The sequence below is a fragment of the Synechococcus sp. R50.1 genome, from assembly GCF_047462115.1.
Taxonomy (GTDB): Bacteria; Cyanobacteriota; Cyanobacteriia; order Thermostichales; family Thermostichaceae; genus Thermostichus.
Window position 1 is genome coordinate 1 of record NZ_JANSIN010000033.1, and the last position, 14,495, is coordinate 14,495.

At 61.4% G+C, this 14,495-nt stretch carries 13 protein-coding genes; 10 read left to right on the top strand and 3 right to left on the bottom strand.

All coding sequences use genetic code 11. The annotated features are described in order from the left end of the window. Both NW870_RS09165 and murJ read left to right on the top strand, forming a co-directional pair. The coding region (locus tag NW870_RS09165; protein WP_414374963.1) for a zinc ribbon domain-containing protein at nt 1-405 on the top strand (405 nt) is incomplete at its 5' end. 46 nt (nt 406-451) lie between these two features. Continuing rightward, entirely contained in the window at nt 452-2,098 is a 1,647-nt protein-coding gene (gene murJ, locus NW870_RS09170) for a murein biosynthesis integral membrane protein MurJ (protein WP_414374964.1), read from the top strand. Here the strand turns inward: murJ and sigC are convergent. Continuing rightward, nucleotides 2,095-3,195, bottom strand: a complete 1,101-nt coding sequence (sigC, locus tag NW870_RS09175; protein WP_414374965.1) for an RNA polymerase sigma factor SigC — start codon at nt 3,193-3,195, stop codon at nt 2,095-2,097. The two genes, murJ and sigC, sit on opposite strands and share 4 nt — an antisense overlap. Before the next feature lie 614 nt (nt 3,196-3,809). On the opposite strand from sigC, the gene NW870_RS09180 reads away from it, so the two are divergent. Further along, a complete protein-coding gene (locus NW870_RS09180; protein ID WP_414374966.1) occupies nt 3,810-4,364 on the top strand; it encodes a cofactor assembly of complex C subunit B in 555 nt (184 codons plus the stop codon). A gap of 2 nt (nt 4,365-4,366) precedes the next feature. Here NW870_RS09180 and mutS read toward each other — a convergent pair whose 3' ends face one another. Then, nucleotides 4,367-7,060 carry a DNA mismatch repair protein MutS gene (gene mutS / locus NW870_RS09185; protein ID WP_414374967.1) on the bottom strand — a complete coding sequence of 898 codons (2,694 nt, stop codon included), beginning with the start codon at nt 7,058-7,060 and terminating at the stop codon, nt 4,367-4,369. Between the two features lie 466 nt (nt 7,061-7,526). Here mutS and NW870_RS09190 point away from each other — a divergent pair, with 466 nt between their 5' ends. From NW870_RS09190 to NW870_RS09205, 4 genes are all read left to right on the top strand, one after another. Beyond that, nucleotides 7,527-8,570, top strand: coding sequence for a FecCD family ABC transporter permease (locus tag NW870_RS09190; protein WP_414374976.1), 1,044 nt, complete (start codon nt 7,527-7,529; stop codon nt 8,568-8,570). Next, a complete protein-coding gene (locus NW870_RS09195) occupies nt 8,567-9,244 on the top strand; it encodes an ABC transporter ATP-binding protein (protein ID WP_414374968.1) in 678 nt (225 codons plus the stop codon). The genes NW870_RS09190 and NW870_RS09195 overlap by 4 nt, the downstream gene beginning before the upstream one ends. Before the next feature lie 104 nt (nt 9,245-9,348). Continuing rightward, the gene (locus NW870_RS09200; RefSeq protein ID WP_414374969.1) at nt 9,349-10,083 is read left to right on the top strand and encodes an energy transducer TonB; all 735 of its coding nucleotides are present in this window, start codon (nt 9,349-9,351) and stop codon (nt 10,081-10,083) included. Between the two features lie 32 nt (nt 10,084-10,115). After that, nucleotides 10,116-11,003, top strand: a complete 888-nt coding sequence (locus tag NW870_RS09205; RefSeq protein WP_011434267.1) for an ABC transporter substrate-binding protein — start codon at nt 10,116-10,118, stop codon at nt 11,001-11,003. A gap of 19 nt (nt 11,004-11,022) precedes the next feature. Here the strand turns inward: NW870_RS09205 and NW870_RS09210 are convergent, their stop codons facing one another. Beyond that, the gene (locus tag NW870_RS09210) at nt 11,023-11,406 is read right to left on the bottom strand and encodes a hypothetical protein (RefSeq protein WP_011434266.1); all 384 of its coding nucleotides are present in this window, start codon (nt 11,404-11,406) and stop codon (nt 11,023-11,025) included. Between the two features lie 92 nt (nt 11,407-11,498). Between NW870_RS09210 and rppA the strand changes: the two genes are divergently transcribed. From rppA to NW870_RS09225, 3 genes are read left to right on the top strand one after another with little or no spacing between them, the layout of a single operon-like run. Beyond that, a complete protein-coding gene (gene rppA, locus NW870_RS09215; RefSeq protein WP_414355523.1) occupies nt 11,499-12,188 on the top strand; it encodes a two-component system response regulator RppA in 690 nt (229 codons plus the stop codon). Nucleotides 12,189-12,210: 22 nt separating this feature from the next. Beyond that, entirely contained in the window at nt 12,211-13,677 is a 1,467-nt protein-coding gene (locus NW870_RS09220) for a sensor histidine kinase (RefSeq protein ID WP_414374970.1), read from the top strand. Between the two features lie 49 nt (nt 13,678-13,726). Then, entirely contained in the window at nt 13,727-14,419 is a 693-nt protein-coding gene (locus NW870_RS09225) for a DNA-binding protein (protein ID WP_414355525.1), read from the top strand. The last annotated feature ends 76 nt before the right edge of the window (nt 14,420-14,495 follow it).

Below are 14,495 nucleotides of genomic sequence, written 5' to 3' on the forward strand. Positions count from 1 at the left end.
GGGATTCGGGAAAGGGTCAATCAACAACCCCGCAGCAAAACCGAAAGGCGCAGGGCCAACAGTTGGGCGTTCTACCAGCTACGCCAGTTTCTGGAATACAAGGCGAGAGTTGCAGGGGTTTCTCTGGTTCTTGTGCCGCCTGCTTACACGTCGCAGACCTGCCACCGGTGTTTGCACATCCATCCCGACCCTGCGCAATCCTATCGCAGTGGCAAGTCGTTCAAGTGTGGGCACTGTGGATGGGAAGGGGATGCGGATTTGAATGGTGCGAATGTGATTGCGCTTTTGGGGGCTGTCGTAAACCAGCCTAGAGGTTCGGGCCTGTTTTGTTCTCTGGTAGAGCAGAGCAGGCCCAGGGCTACTGAAAGCCCGCTCCGTACCGCTTTAGCGGTCGGAGTCGGGTAGTTTACTTTGTTGTTGAGGCAGTGGTTGGGGTGCAGGACACAAGGTAATGGAGGAGTCTGCCACTCAGGAAGAGATCCCTGGGGGATCTCCTTCAGCAGGGCCATCCCGTTCGTTGATGTCGGTGGCGGGCTTGGTGGCCGGGGCGACCTTGCTCAGTAAGGGCATAGGCTTTATTCGCCAAGCTTTGATTGCAGCAGTGTATGGCTCGGGGCCGGAGTACAGCGCCTTCGGGGTAGCCTACATCCTGCCCGGTTTTCTGTTGATTCTGCTGGGAGGGATCAACGGCCCTTTTCACAGCGCCATCGTCAGTGTCCTCAAAAAGCAGCGGGATCGGGACAGGGAGGATGCGGCTGCCTGGCTGGAATCCATTTCCACCTTGGTAGGCTGCCTGCTCCTGCTGGTCAGCTTGGGCCTTTGGTGGGGAGCGGACTGGGTGGTGCGCCTGAATGCGCCGGGAGCCAGCCCCGAAGTCCATGCTCTGGCCGCTGCGCAACTGCGGATCATGGCCCCTTTGGCCTTGCTCTCGGGGTGGATTGGCATCGGCTTTGGAGCGCTGAATGCTGCCGAACACTACGCCTTGCCTGCCCTTAGCCCGCTGATCTCCAGCTTGGCGGTGATCGGGATCCTGGTCACGCTGGGATGGACGGGGATCCCAACTTTGCTGGCCTGGGGCGTGCTCATCGGGGCCATTGCCCAATGGTTGGCCCAAGTTCCGCTCCAGATGCGGTTAGGGCTGGGGCGACCGCGCCTGCGCTTTGAGTGGGGATCCCCGCAGGTACGGGCGGTGGGCTTGCTGATGTTGCCGGCGGTGATCTCCTCCGGGATGATCCACATCAATGTTTATGTGGATCTGTTTTTTGCCTCTTTCGTACCTGGGGATCGCACCATCGGCAACTTGGGATATGCCCAGCTTCTGGTACAAACGCCGCTGGGGATCCTCTCCAACATGGTGCTGGTGCCCTTGATGCCTCTCTATGCCCAGTTGGCAGGGGATGGATCCCGTTGGCCGGAGCTGCGCCAGCGTATCCGCCAAGGGCTGATGCTTACGGCAATTGTGACCCTGCCCCTGTCGATGCTGTTGGTGGCTTTGGCCGAGCCCATTGTCCAAGTGGCCTACCAGCGGGGGCGCTTTACGCCGGAGGTGACACAAGAGGTGGCAGCCCTGCTCATGGCCTATGGTCTGGGGATGACCGGTTACCTGCTGCGGGATGTGCTGGTGCGGATCTTCTATGCCCTGGAGGATGGGGCTACGCCTCTGCGCATCAGCAGCATGGCCATTGGCCTGAATGCCCTACTGGACTTTCTATTTTTGCAGGCTTTTGGAGCGCCGGGCATTGCCCTGGCCACCGCCGGCGTCAACCTGATAGCCGTGATCGGACTGGGGATCCGCCTCCACCAGCGCCTGCCAGGGATCCCTTGGCGGGAGATGGGACAAGCCCTGCTGCCGTTGCTGGGGATCACCGTCTTGGCCGGGGGGCTCAGCCATTGGCTGTGGAGGCAAATGCGCCCGCTGGAGCTGTTGGGATCCCCGCTCCTCACCGCCGTCATTGGGGCCGGGCTGGCCGCAGGGTTGGGCGTGAGCCTGTTCGCCGCCGGAGCTCTCTACCTGCGGATCCCAGAAGTGGAGTGGGCAGCAGCCCAACTGCGGAAACGGGTAGGACGCCGGGGGAGCCAGTGGGCAAGCCGGAACTAGCTGATGGCTTCCAGGTAATCTCGCACGCGGTTGCGCCGCTTCGGCTGACGCAGCTTCTGCAGGGCTTTGGCCTCAATTTGCCGCACCCGCTCCCGCGACAGATCCAAGGCGCGACCGATTTCCGCCAGCGAATAGGTGCGCCCATCCCCCAAGCCGAAACGCATGCGGATCACATCCCGCTCGCGGCTGGTGAGATCCGAGAGCAACTGCTGTAGATCGCGATGCAGGGCTTCCCGCATCATGGTCTCTTCTGGAGAAATGTCGTCAGTTTCCAGCAAATCCCCCAGTTCGGTGTCCTTGTCTTTGCCCACCTTGGTTTCCAGAGAAACCGAGCGGGGCACCCGTACCAACAGCTCGCGTACTTGAGGCGGCGTCATCTCCAACTCGGAGGCAATGTCTTCGATGGTGGGGGTGCGGCCCTTTTCCTGGGAGAGCTTGCGCTGCGCTTTTTTGATCTTGTTCAGTTTCTCGGTGATGTGGACGGGCAGGCGAATGGTACGGCTTTGGGTGGCAATGGCGCGGGTAATGCCCTGCCGGATCCACCAGTAGGCGTAGGTGCTGAAGCGGTAGCCCTTTTTTGGGTCGAACTTTTCCACCGCCCGCTCTAGGCCCAGCGTACCCTCTTGGATCAGATCCAACAGCTCCAAGCCGCGGTTTTGGTATTTTTTCGCCACCGACACCACCAGGCGCAGGTTGGCCTTGATCATGTGCTCTTTGGCACGCTTGCCAATTCGCTGAACCTGCTGCAGCTTTTCAGGGGTCAGTTGCGCCCACTCGGGGTACTGGTTGGCCTTGGCCACCCATTCCGCAAGAGTGGGATCCCGTCCCAACTCTTTCTGCAGGCGCAGGCGCAAATCCAAGAGCTTCATGTAGTCTTGGACTTTTTGGGCCAGGGCCACCTCTTCATCGCGCCCCAAAAGAGGAACACGACCAATCTCCTGTAAATAGAGGCGCACCAGATCAGTGGAGCGGCGGGTTGGCTCCTCTTCCAGAAACTCGCCATCGGCCAGATCCACCTCTGCTTCTTCGGCAGCATCGAGGAGATCGGCGGGGCCATCCAACAAAATGTCGTTGAGTTCAGGTTCGTAGTTAGACATGTAGGGTGTTGCTGATGTAGCGACAGGGGTAGGCAGTTCAGTGGGCTGAGAGAGGAATGGTCAGTGATGTGGAGCAAGTTAAGCTTAAGTGTTCCCCAACGGTAACTTCGCGCCTGCTCAACGCCTTACAGCAGTCAGAGGAAATCATACATTGACCTCTTCCTCAACCGGACCTCCTGCCCATGCCCCATAGGGAAAGGCTTAAGTAGCAGCGGAGGGGTCACACGGAGAGCGTGAGCCCCTTATCATAACTTAATTATAGTTGCATTTCTCAGCCCAGAGACATGAGAGCCAGCGTAGGATCCCCCCAGTTCAACCGTCACCGCCACTGCGAAAAAGCGTATTGCCCTCAGGGTGAACCCAGCAGCTCGTCCTTGGGGGAAGTAACCCATCCATCCTAGAGGGTCTAAACTTCAAAGGTAGCGTGTAAATTGCTTTGCCTATTCCAATCTATTCGATTCTATTCGATGAACTGTTCCCATTCACCTATCCCACCCAGCTGTGGGGGAGCCAGACTCCCCGAACAGGTCAACCCCCTTCCTCTGGGCGGACTGGGCTCTGCTCAGGCACTTGGGTTGGCCATAGCCCCGCTGACGGGGGAAAAGGTTTCAACCTTGGCGTTGACGACTCTATTGGCCATCGGTCTATTCTTTTTTCTGCGAGCTGCGGGCAAGGATCGCGTGGAGAGTCGCCTCTACTTTAGCAGTCGCAGCCTGGAGGAAATGGGATCCGCTCTACGGGAGCACTTGGAAAGGCGTGGCTATCGTCTCCAGTCCGCCGATGCCGAGGGGATCGCCACCTTTGCAGGGCAGGGTCAGGCTAGCGTGGGGCTGGCCCTTTTTTTGACGGGGCTGGCGGGGACGGGACTGGCCTGTTTGGCCTTGGTGCTGCAGACCCTTGAGCCGGGGTGGGGAGCTTGGCCCTGGATGGTGGTGCTGGCCTCCCCCTGGGCGGGTTGGTACTACCGGCAGCGCAACCAACGCCCGGAACAAATCCGCCTGAAACTGCAGGAAGCCGACGAGGACTCTGCCCCGCTCTCGTCCTGGGAACGAACGCCAACGGCTTCTGGATCCCATCTGTGGGTGGAGGGGCATCGGGATGAGCTGGATGGGCTGGCTGCAGCCCTGAGGTTGCAAGAACGGGATCCCGACAGGGGTAGGGGAGCCTAAGGCTAATCGGGAAAGAGAGGCGCTGGGATCAAAGACAGTTGATCCCCAACGGCGGAATCGGGGCTGCGATTGGGAGCGGGCTCTTTTTTGCAGTTCTTCTGGGCAGGTTGGCTTTTTCCTTGGTTGCGCAGGCCCAGGCCGATGCGGCTGTGTTTTTCCACCAAGGCCAGCACCTGTTCGGCCCGCTGGATTACCGGCTGCGGCAGGCCAGCCATGCGTCCCACCTCGATGCCATAGGAGCGATCTGCCCCCCCCGGCTGCACCTGGTGCAGGAAGACAATGCGATCCGGCAGCTCTTTGACCACCACCTGGAAGTTGGCCACGTTGGGCAGCAGGGTCTCCAGTTGGTTGAGCTCGTGGTAGTGGGTGGCAAAGACCGTACGGGCGCGCACCTGAGTGGCCAGGTATTCCGCCACCGCCCAGGCAATGGAAAGGCCATCGAAGGTAGCGGTGCCTCGGCCAATCTCGTCCAGCAGCACCAAGGAGCGCTCGCCGGCGTGGTTGAGGATGTTGGCGGTCTCGTTCATTTCCACCATGAAGGTGGACTGGCCGGTAGCCAGATCGTCCACAGCGCCAATGCGGGTAAATACGCGGTCGCAGAGGCCCAACTCTGCCCGCCGCGCGGGGACAAAGCTGCCCATCTGGGCCAGGATTTGGATGAGCCCAATTTGCCGCAGGTAAGTGGACTTGCCGGACATGTTGGGCCCGGTGAGGACGATCAAATCGGGGCCATGGGGGGATCCCAGTTGCACCGAATTGGGCACGAAGAGGCCCTGGGGCAGGGATTTTTCCACCACCGGGTGGCGACCCTCCTCGATCATGAGCCGGCGGTCTGTTGTGAGGAGGGGACGGGTGTATCCCTGCTGCACTGCCACTTCCGCCAGGCCAAACAGAGCATCGACGGCAGCCAGGGTCTGGGCCACTTGGCGGATGGCTTCGGCCCGGGATCCTGCCTCTTGGCGCAACTGCACAAACAGCTCGTATTCCCGCTGGTTGATGTCGGTTTGGGCTGTGAGGATGCGGGCCTCTTTTTCTTTGAGCTCGGGGGTAATGAACCGCTCTTCGTTGGTCAGGGTTTGCTTGCGGATGTACTCTTTGGGGACTTGGTGGGCCTTGGCGCGGCTGATGCTGAGGTAGTAGCCGAAGGCCTTGTTGAAGCCCACCTTGAGAGTGGGGATCCCAGTGCGGTCGCGCTCGCTTTTTTCCAACTGGGCAACCCACTGGCGGTCTTGCTCCACCTGCTGCCGCAGCCTGTCCAGCTCCGGATCCACCCCGGGCCGGATCAGACCCCCTTCGGTAAGGATGGGCGGGGGCGAGGGCAAGAGGGTGTGCTCAATGCGTTGGCCCAGCTCAACCAGGGCGGGATCCACCTGTTGCAGGCTTTGCAAGAGGGGAGTCTTGGCTTCCCCCACCAGCTCGGCCAACTGGGGCAGTTTGCCCAAGGAGGATCCCAAGGCCACCATCTCGCGCGGGTTGGCGGTGCCCGATCCGACGCGGTTGGCCAATCGCTCCAGGTCGTACAGAGAGTCCAGAAGGGATCCCAGGCGGGCCCGCAGAGAAGGGTTTTCCAAAAGCTCTTGGATGGTGTCTTGGCGGAGGCGAATTTGCTCTAGATCCCGCAAAGGCTGCATTAGCCAGCGCCGCAAAGTGCGCCCCCCCATGGCTGTACGGCTGTGATCCAGCACCCAGAGCAGGGATCCCACAAAAGCCCCCTCTCGGATGGTCTGGGTGAGCTCCAAGTTACGCCGGGTTTGGGCATCCAAGATGAGGTAATCCGTCAACTGATAGGTGCGCGGGGGACGCAGGAGCGGGTGGCCTCCCTGGGGAGAAGGCTGCAGCAGGGTCTTTGGTGCTACGCACCGCTGAGGCGAATGGGTTTCTTCTAAGTAGTGCAAAAGCCCTCCCGCTGCTCGCACCGCCAGAGGCAATCCCTCACAGCCCAATCCTTCCAGAGAGCGCAGGCCGTAGGTCTGCATGAGGTTCTCCCGCGCCACCGCCAGTTCAAAAGGTTCGGCTGGGCGCAGGGTATAGGCGTATTGGTTGGGGAGACCCAGGGGCTTCTGGGGATCCCCTGGACGGATGAGGCCTAGTCCCAGCCCCTCCTCGGTGGGCAGCAAAACCTCTGCCGGCTGCAGCCGGGCCAGTTCCTGCTCCAGTTGCTCTTGCCCCTCGCTCTGACACACCCAGAACTCGCCGGTGGAGATATCCGCATAGGCTAGGCCCCAGCGGCAGGGAGCCTGCTTCGATCCTTTGAGCCGCACGACGGCTGCCAGGTAGTTGTTTTGCCGCGCCTGCAGCAGCTCCTCTTCGAGGACGGTGCCAGGGGTGATCACCCGCGTCACTTCCCGCCGCACCAAGCCCTTGGCCTGATCTGCCGGCTCCATCTGGTCGCAGACGGCCAGGGCATAGCCTTTGGCCACCAACTGGGCAGCGTAGCGGTCGAAAGCATGGTAAGGGATCCCGCACATGGGCACCCGCCCTATGGCCCCTGCTTCCCGCCCGGTGAGCACCAGCTCCAGCTCCCGCGACACCCGCTGGGCGTCCTGGAAGAACATCTCGTAGAAATCCCCCAGGCGGTAGAGCAAGATGGCGTGGGGATACTGCCGCTTCAGCTCCACATAGTGCTGCATCATGGGGGTGAGCAGGGCGGGATCCACCTCTAAGGCATCCCAAGTAGGCTCGGCGGAAGAACTCATGGCATCAAAACGTGGGCAAGCAATGGGCTGAAGGTTCGGAGTCTAGCCAACTCGGGCCGACCAGCTTGGGCCATTCTAGATCCAGGTCTAGATGAAGTTTGAGACGTTTCCCCAGCCCTTCTCCCCTGATTCCCATTTCGCGGTTGGTTGCCATGACCTCGCTCAGGGTAGTTGGATCCCCCCTGAGGTAAGTCTGAATGGCTGGGCAGAGGCGCTGCCCGGTCTTGTCCAAAAGCCCTGAAGCGCAAGAGGGAGAAATTTAGGCACAAGCTATTGAAACTGACTTGCAACATCCAAGAAGCCTTGCTATTCTAGCGACTACGTTTTGTTGAGTTTGACTTTCAATAAAGCTCGGGAGGGAGGCCTGGCCAACTTGGCTGAGTTTTCCATCCCGCCCTTGCGGGCGGAGGGGGTTTCTTGGCCTCAGAAGGCTCTCTTCCTGGGCAAAGCTCGAGAGGTTTTCCCGGTGCTGGTCGATCGCGAGTGTCCGTATACAGAGGTTGAGGGGGTCAGAGGCTGGGGGCAAAGAAAGCGGCTGCTCTCGCCAATCGGTTTGACCTGTTTGCTATTGAGTTTCATTTTCCTAGTACTTTTGGTCTCGATTGCTTTGGGATCCGTTCCCATGACTTTCCCAGAACTCTGGCAAGCCCTGTGGGGGCAGGGGGATCCCATTCGGCAGACGATTGTTTGGCAGTTGCGGCTGCCGCGGGCGCTCTTGGCCCAGTTGCTGGGGGCGGCTCTGGGGATGGCAGGGGCCCTGTTGCAGGGGATGCTGGGCAATGGGCTGGCGGATCCCTACCTGCTGGGCATTTCGGCGGGGGCGGGCCTGGCGGCGGTGGGGTTGCTCACCTTGGGAGAGTGGACGGCTTGGGTGCCCCTGGCCGCTTGGGTGGGCGGGGTGCTGACTACCGTGTTGGTGTACGGGTTGGCGCGTACTCCCTCGGGACTGGCGGTGGAGCGGCTGATCTTGGCGGGGGTGGCCGTCAGCGCCCTGTTTGGGGCCATTAGCTCCACCTTGTTGTTGATGGCAGATGACCGGGTGCAGGTGGCTCTCACCTGGTTGATCGGCAGCTTGAGCGGGCGGGGCTGGCCAGAGGTGCAGGTGGCCGGGGCGTATATCCTGGTCGGCTTGGGATTGGGATGGGGGCAGGCGCGGGCTTTAAACCTGCTGAGCTTGGGGGAAGAGATGGCGGTGAGCTTGGGGATCCCTCTGGCGCGGACGCGGGTGGTGATTGGTCTGGTGGCGGCTTGGCTGGCGGCAACCGCTGTCAGTGTGGGGGGGGTGATCGGCTTTGTCGGTTTGGTGGTGCCCCACATGGTGCGGCAGGGGGTGGGATCCGATTACCGCTGGCTGTTGCCCCTTTCTGCCTTGGCAGGGGCGACCCTGCTGAGCGGTGCCGACATCCTGAGCCGTTTGGGCCCGATAGAGCTGCCGGTGGGGATTGTCACCGGTGTGATGGGGGCTCCCTTTTTCGGCTGGCTGCTGCGGCAGCAGGGGGCGGGGCGATGAGAGAGCCCATCCTGCAGGTCGAGGACTTGAGCGGGGGCTACGGATCCCGGACGGTGGTGCGACAGGTGAGCTTCAGCGTGCAACAGGGGGAATGGCTGAGCATTGTCGGCCCCAATGGTTCGGGCAAATCGACGGTGCTGCGGCTGTTGAGTCGGGTTCTGATTCCCCAAGCTGGGCGCGTGTACCTGGACGGTCGGGATCTGCACACTCAACTCACTCCCCAGCAGGTGGCCCGGCAGTTGGCTCTTTTGCCCCAGCAGCCGAGGATCCCGGCAGGGCTGACGGTGCGGCAATTGGTGAGTCTGGGGCGTTCTCCCCACCAGCCCTGGTGGGCGTGGCAGTTGACGCCGGCGGATCGGCAGCGGGTGGAGTGGGCTCTAGAGCAGACGGGACTGGGATCCCTGGCGCTGCGGCGGGTGGAAACCCTTTCGGGGGGCGAGCGGCAACGGGCTTTTCTGGCGTTGGCTTTGGTGCAGGAGCCGCAGGTGTTGCTGTTGGATGAGCCCACCACCTTTTTGGATCTGCGCCACCAACTGGAGCTGCTGGAGCTGTTGCAACGGCTGAAGCAGGAGCAGGGCCTGACGGTAGTTACGGTGCTGCACGACCTGAATTTGGCCATCTTTTGCTGGAGGATCCCGAGCCACAGTTGCTCGAACCGGATTCAGAATCCATAGAATCTCTCCCACCAGAGCCAACAGCAGAGCCGCCCGGCCCGGCCCCGGAATCGCCCCCTGCAGACGATCTATCCCCACCGGAGCCTGTGCCCCAAGAGATCGAGATGCCAGCCATCCCGGAGGCTGAATCTTTGCTGGCCCTGCAAACTCCGACCCCTACGCCTCCACCGACCCCTACACCCATTCCCACGGCAAAGCCAGAACCCACCCCTACTCCTCCACTGACCCCATTACCGACAGCCACCCCGCAACCCACTCCTCTGCCACAACAGCCCACCCCAACTCCGGCAGTTACCCCCACCTCTACAGCGACTCCACTCACCTCCGCCCCGGTTACCTCAAGCACCCCTCTGCCCCGCTTTACCCCCTTGATCCAAGGGATCCGTTCCAGCGTAAAGACTGCCGCCGCTCCGCCTTCCCCCGGCAGCGAGAGCAGATTGGGGCCAAGGGATCCTGAAACTGGGACACCTGGCGGTATAGGTGCAGCCCAACCCCATTCCTCTGCCCCAACACCTGCCACCCCCAGTTCCTCCCCACCGACAGTGGCTGCCAACCCCCAGCCGGACATCCTGGCCCGCCCGATCCCCGGTCGCAATCCTCCGCCCCCCTACCCTCCTCAAGCTCGCCGTCTCGGCCAACAGGGGCAGGTGCTGCTGCGGGCCAAGGTCAATGCCCAGGGGCAGGTGCAGCAGGTGGAGATCGCCTCTTCCAGTGGGTTTCCCGCCCTGGATAGGGCAGCGCAGGAGGCGGTGCAGCGGTGGGAATTCAGCCCGGCCTTGAGAAACAACGCCCCCATCGAGTCTTGGGTGGTGGTGCCCATCCAGTTCACCCTCAATTGATTGCTGTTTGGGAATTGTTTTGGAGATTGTCTATGCTGTCTCGTCTTTCTCGCCGTCAACTGTTCGCCTTTGGTCTGGCCAGCGTGGGGGCCTGGGGAATGGGGCGTTTGGCCCAAGCCCAAGGTCGGATCCCTCAGGAGCCACTCCTGTCAGCGAGACAGAGTCCTTTTCGTCGGGTAGCCAGCCTCACCACCTTGACTGCCGATATCCTCTATCGCTTGGCCCCCGATAGGTTGGTGGGGATCCCTGCCGGTCGTTTGTTGGAGGAGGATCCCCGCTTCCAAGGCTTGACCCGCCTGGGGCTGGGCAACCAACCCAACCTGGAGCAGCTTGTGGCCCTACAACCGGACTGGGTGGTGGGGGCCAGTGGCTTTCACGAGGCTCTGGCAGAACGGCTGCAGGAGCTGGGGATCCCCACCTACCTCACCCGCGTGGACAGTTGGGCTGCTTTGGAAGAGACGATTGCCACCCTGGCTGCTGCTTTGGGGGCGGATCCCGATCCCTTGCTGCGGCAGTATGGATCCCTTTTGCCCCAGGAACTGCCCCGCGTTCGACCCAAAACCTTGCTCTTGGTGGGCACCCAGCCGATTCTTTCTCCCAACCGGCAAAGCTGGGCCGGGGATCTGCTGGAACGCTTTGGCGCGGACAATCTCACCGCTACCTTGCAAAGCCAAGGGCCTTTTCGGGGCTACGTCACCCTTTCGGCAGAGCGCATCCTGGAAGCCAACCCAGAAGTTCTGCTGGTGGTCAACCCGGAGGCGGCGGATCCCTTGGCGTTTTTCCGTTCCCGCCCCTTTTGGAATCGGTTGCAAGCCGTCCAAACTGGGAAAGTTTATGGATTTGACTACTACGGCTTGGTCAATCCCGGTAGCTTGGAGAAAATTAGAGTTGCCTGCGAGCAGTTAGCCCGCATTTTTTGAACGGACTTGGAGTGTCTCTCTAGTCCAAGCTATAGCGGGTCAGGCGCTGCACTTGCTCGGGAGCAAGGCCAAGCTCTTGGGCAATCTGAGCCGACACCTGGTCTGGATCCAGTTGTGGAAATTCAAATTCCAGCTTGCGCAGGTGGGGATTGGTGGTAGTCACCTCCACCTTGGTGTAGCCACGGGAGCGGCGGATCTCCGCCTGAATGGAAAGAATATCCAGAGCCAAGGTGGCTTGTTGCTGGCTGCGAATCGCCAAAGGTTGCTCTAGCCGGCGAGGACGGCTCAGCGCTTGGCCCGTCACCCACTCTCCCCCCGCCACAAAAAGAAGCCCTGCCAAGGGCAGCACCAGCCAAAAATCAAACCCTAGATCTTGCCACCGATGGATTTTGGGCCACCCCACCGTTGTTCTCTCCCTTGCAGAGGGCTATTTCCGTGATCCATCCTAGCCTGGGCAGTGGGAACTGGCCGTCTTGGTCAACGGCGCACAGGACGATGCGAATTTTGCTGGTGGAGGACGACCCGGAACAGTTGGAGCCTTTACAGGCTGCCCTGTCCAAGTGCGGCCACGTGGTTGACTGTGCCAAGGAAGGGGAGATGGCTGCCTGGCTGATGGAGGAGAAAGCCTATGATCTCCTGATTTTGGATTGGATGCTGCCGGGGCCAAGCGGGATCCAGCTCTGTCGGCAATACCGCCAATCGGGGGGATGTGCGCCGGTGCTGATGTTAACTGCCAAAGACGCAACATCGGATGTGGTGCAGGGGTTGGATGCGGGGGCGGACGACTATTTGGTCAAGCCGGTGGATCTGGTGGAGCTGCTGGCACGGGTGCGGGCTTTGGGACGCCGTTCCCCCCAATGGCAAGGAGACAGCCTCAGCCTGGGATCCCTGCACTTGCACTTGGCCAGCCTGACCCTAGAGCGGCAGGGGAGGCAGGTACAGCTTTCGGGCAAGGAGTTTCAATTGATGGAATACCTGATGCGCCATCCCAACCAGGTGCTCAGTCGGGGTCAGATCGAGCAGGCGGTGTGGGAATGGGGCTGTGAGCCAGAGAGCAATGCCGTGGCTGCGTTGGTGCGGCGGTTGCGGCTACGGTTAAAAGAGGTGGAGGCCCAAGATTGGCTGGAATCGGTGTATGGCCAGGGGTACCGGCTGCGCATAGCCTCTCCAGAAGAGAACCCATGAAAGCAGTTTCTAGGGGGTGGCGATGGAGGTGAAAAGAGCTGAACACAAGCATTCTCTCCCATGGCTGGGCTGGAACTGGGTTTCCCTGGCACACCCCCTTCAGCCGCACCTGGGGCAGAAGGCTGCGACAAGAGGGACGGGATCCCTGGTGTTTCACCACAGCCGCCGTCGCTTGGCCCGCAGCTTTGCCGGGGTCATGGGGGGGATCCTGCTGGTGTTTGCCGCCGTCTTCTACCGCTTGGAAGTGGAGAACCAGTTGCAGGCTTTTGACGAGGAGCTGCAGGTTCAGGCCGGGATCATGGCGGCAGCCATTAAGTACGAGCTGCGCCAGGGGCAGTGGCGGTTGGTGTTGAACGAGGTGCCCTTTTTGGGGGGGAAAACCCAACCCCTCGACCATCACTTGGCCTATGTGCGCTGGTTCGATCCTGCTCCCGGCACCGGAAGGGAAAGCTTGGGATCCCTGCGCCAGTACACGGGATCCCGGCCTCCTCTGGAGCTGTTTGACTTGGATGGCCCGCCTCACCATCTCCAACTGGGTTTCCAAACGGTGGAAGGAGAGAGCGGCTTACTGTTGCGCCAGCTCACGCTGCCGGTGCAGCAGGAGGAAAAGCTACTGGGCTACTTGCAACTGGCGGTGCCCCTGGAACCGCTGCAACTTACCCTGGGTCGCTTGCGCTGGGGGTTGGGGATCGGGATCCCGCTGACGCTGGCGTTGATCGGCGGGGCCGGCTGGATCTTGGGGGGGCTGGCGATGCAGCCGATTCGTCGCTCCTACGAGCAGTTGCAACGCTTCACTGCCGATGCTTCCCACGAGTTGCGCGCCCCCCTGGCCGCCCTGATGAGCAATGCTCAAATGGCTCTGCTGGCCCCGGAACAAGCTCAACCTCGCCTGGAAAAGGTGGTGAGCGGTGCCCGCCGCCTCAGCGTGCTGATCGATACCTTGCTGCAGTTGGCCCGCCAGCAGGGATCCCTGCCCCTGGAGGATCTGCCGCTTCTGAATTTGCGAGCGCTGTTGCAGGAGCTGAGCGAGCAATACCGCCCCCAAGCTGAGGCCCTTGGCCTTCACTGGCAATGCCACCTGCCTGAGACGGATCTTTCTGGGGGTTGGCTTGTGCGGGGGAACGCTGCCCTGCTGCGGCAGGCCATCGAGAACCTACTGCGCAATGCCCTGCAGTACACCCCTGCAGGCGGCACAGTGCAGGTGAGCCTGGAAAGCCAGCGCCAGCGCGCTTACCTCCACGTCAAGGATACAGGCATTGGCATTCCCCCCGAGCATCTGCCCCATCTGTTTGAGCGGTTTTACCGGGTGGATGAAACCCGTGCTCGCCATACGGGTGGGTTCGGTCTGGGCCTGGCCTTGGCCCAGCAGATCGTCACCGCCCATCGGGGATCCCTGCGAGTGGCCAGCCAAGTGGGAGAGGGATCGATATTTACGGTAGAGCTGCCCTTGTCATCTTCACGTCATTTTTCTCCGCCATTCTCAAGATGAGCCGCGATAACCCAAACCGGCTTGTCCTGTCGATTGGAGTCTATGACCAATGACGATTCGTTCCTCTTTTGCTCGCGCTCTGGGTTGTTCTCTGCCGATTTTGGTTCTGCTCACCCCCCTGGTGCTGGGATCCCCGGCGCAAGCCCAGCGGGGCAGACGCTCTGCTCCTGAAGCCACAGCTCCCCTTCAGGTACAGCCAACTTGGCAGCGCCCGCGGGATCTTGAGCGAGCCAGCCGCGATCTGGCTAAGGCGCAGCGACACCTGGCCGAAGCCAGCTTCCTCTCTCAGCGGGGGTCTTCCCCAGAGGCTGCCCGCCTTTTGGAACACGGCCAGGAGAGGTTCACCAACGCCCAAGCCTCACTTGAGGCGGGGAACTTCTTCGCCGCCCGCGAGCAGGCCAAAGCAGCGGAAAACTTAGCCAAAGCAGCCAAAGTTCTCTACGAAGCGGAGCTGGGTTTCATGGGCCGCCCTGGCCGTTCCTTCTTCGAGGCCCCTTTCCGGGCTCAGGAGTACCTCAGCCGGCTGCAAGCGGAGATGGCCTTCGCCAACATCAACTCCGGCAGCGTCTCTGACCTGCAGAATCAAGTGCAGAACCTGTTGGGCGACGTAAGTACGGATCCCAGCAGCTACACCTTCGCCGACTACAGCCGTAGCAAAGCTGCCCTCTACTCCGCCCGCGCTGCCCTACACCTGTTGGCGGCTGAGCGCCTCGGGGGGATGACTACCCTGACCAGGCGCTGATCTGGCCTACCCGGAACTGGGGATAGAGGGGATCCCTGCTGGCTGAGTCTTCGGGGTTAACCCCTCTACCTTCTCT

Coding starts and splice junctions, on each gene's coding strand:
- mutS (WP_414374967.1), bottom strand. CDS start 7,060: ATGAGTTCTTCCGCCGAGCCTACTTGGGATGCCTTAGAGGTGGATCCC.
- murJ (WP_414374964.1), top strand. CDS start 452: ATGGAGGAGTCTGCCACTCAGGAAGAGATCCCTGGGGGATCTCCTTCA.
- NW870_RS09200 (WP_414374969.1), top strand. CDS start 9,349: ATGCCAGCCATCCCGGAGGCTGAATCTTTGCTGGCCCTGCAAACTCCG.
- NW870_RS09205 (WP_011434267.1), top strand. CDS start 10,116: ATGCTGTCTCGTCTTTCTCGCCGTCAACTGTTCGCCTTTGGTCTGGCC.
- NW870_RS09195 (WP_414374968.1), top strand. CDS start 8,567: ATGAGAGAGCCCATCCTGCAGGTCGAGGACTTGAGCGGGGGCTACGGA.
- NW870_RS09220 (WP_414374970.1), top strand. CDS start 12,211: ATGGAGGTGAAAAGAGCTGAACACAAGCATTCTCTCCCATGGCTGGGC.
- sigC (WP_414374965.1), bottom strand. CDS start 3,195: ATGTCTAACTACGAACCTGAACTCAACGACATTTTGTTGGATGGCCCC.
- NW870_RS09225 (WP_414355525.1), top strand. CDS start 13,727: ATGACGATTCGTTCCTCTTTTGCTCGCGCTCTGGGTTGTTCTCTGCCG.
- rppA (WP_414355523.1), top strand. CDS start 11,499: ATGCGAATTTTGCTGGTGGAGGACGACCCGGAACAGTTGGAGCCTTTA.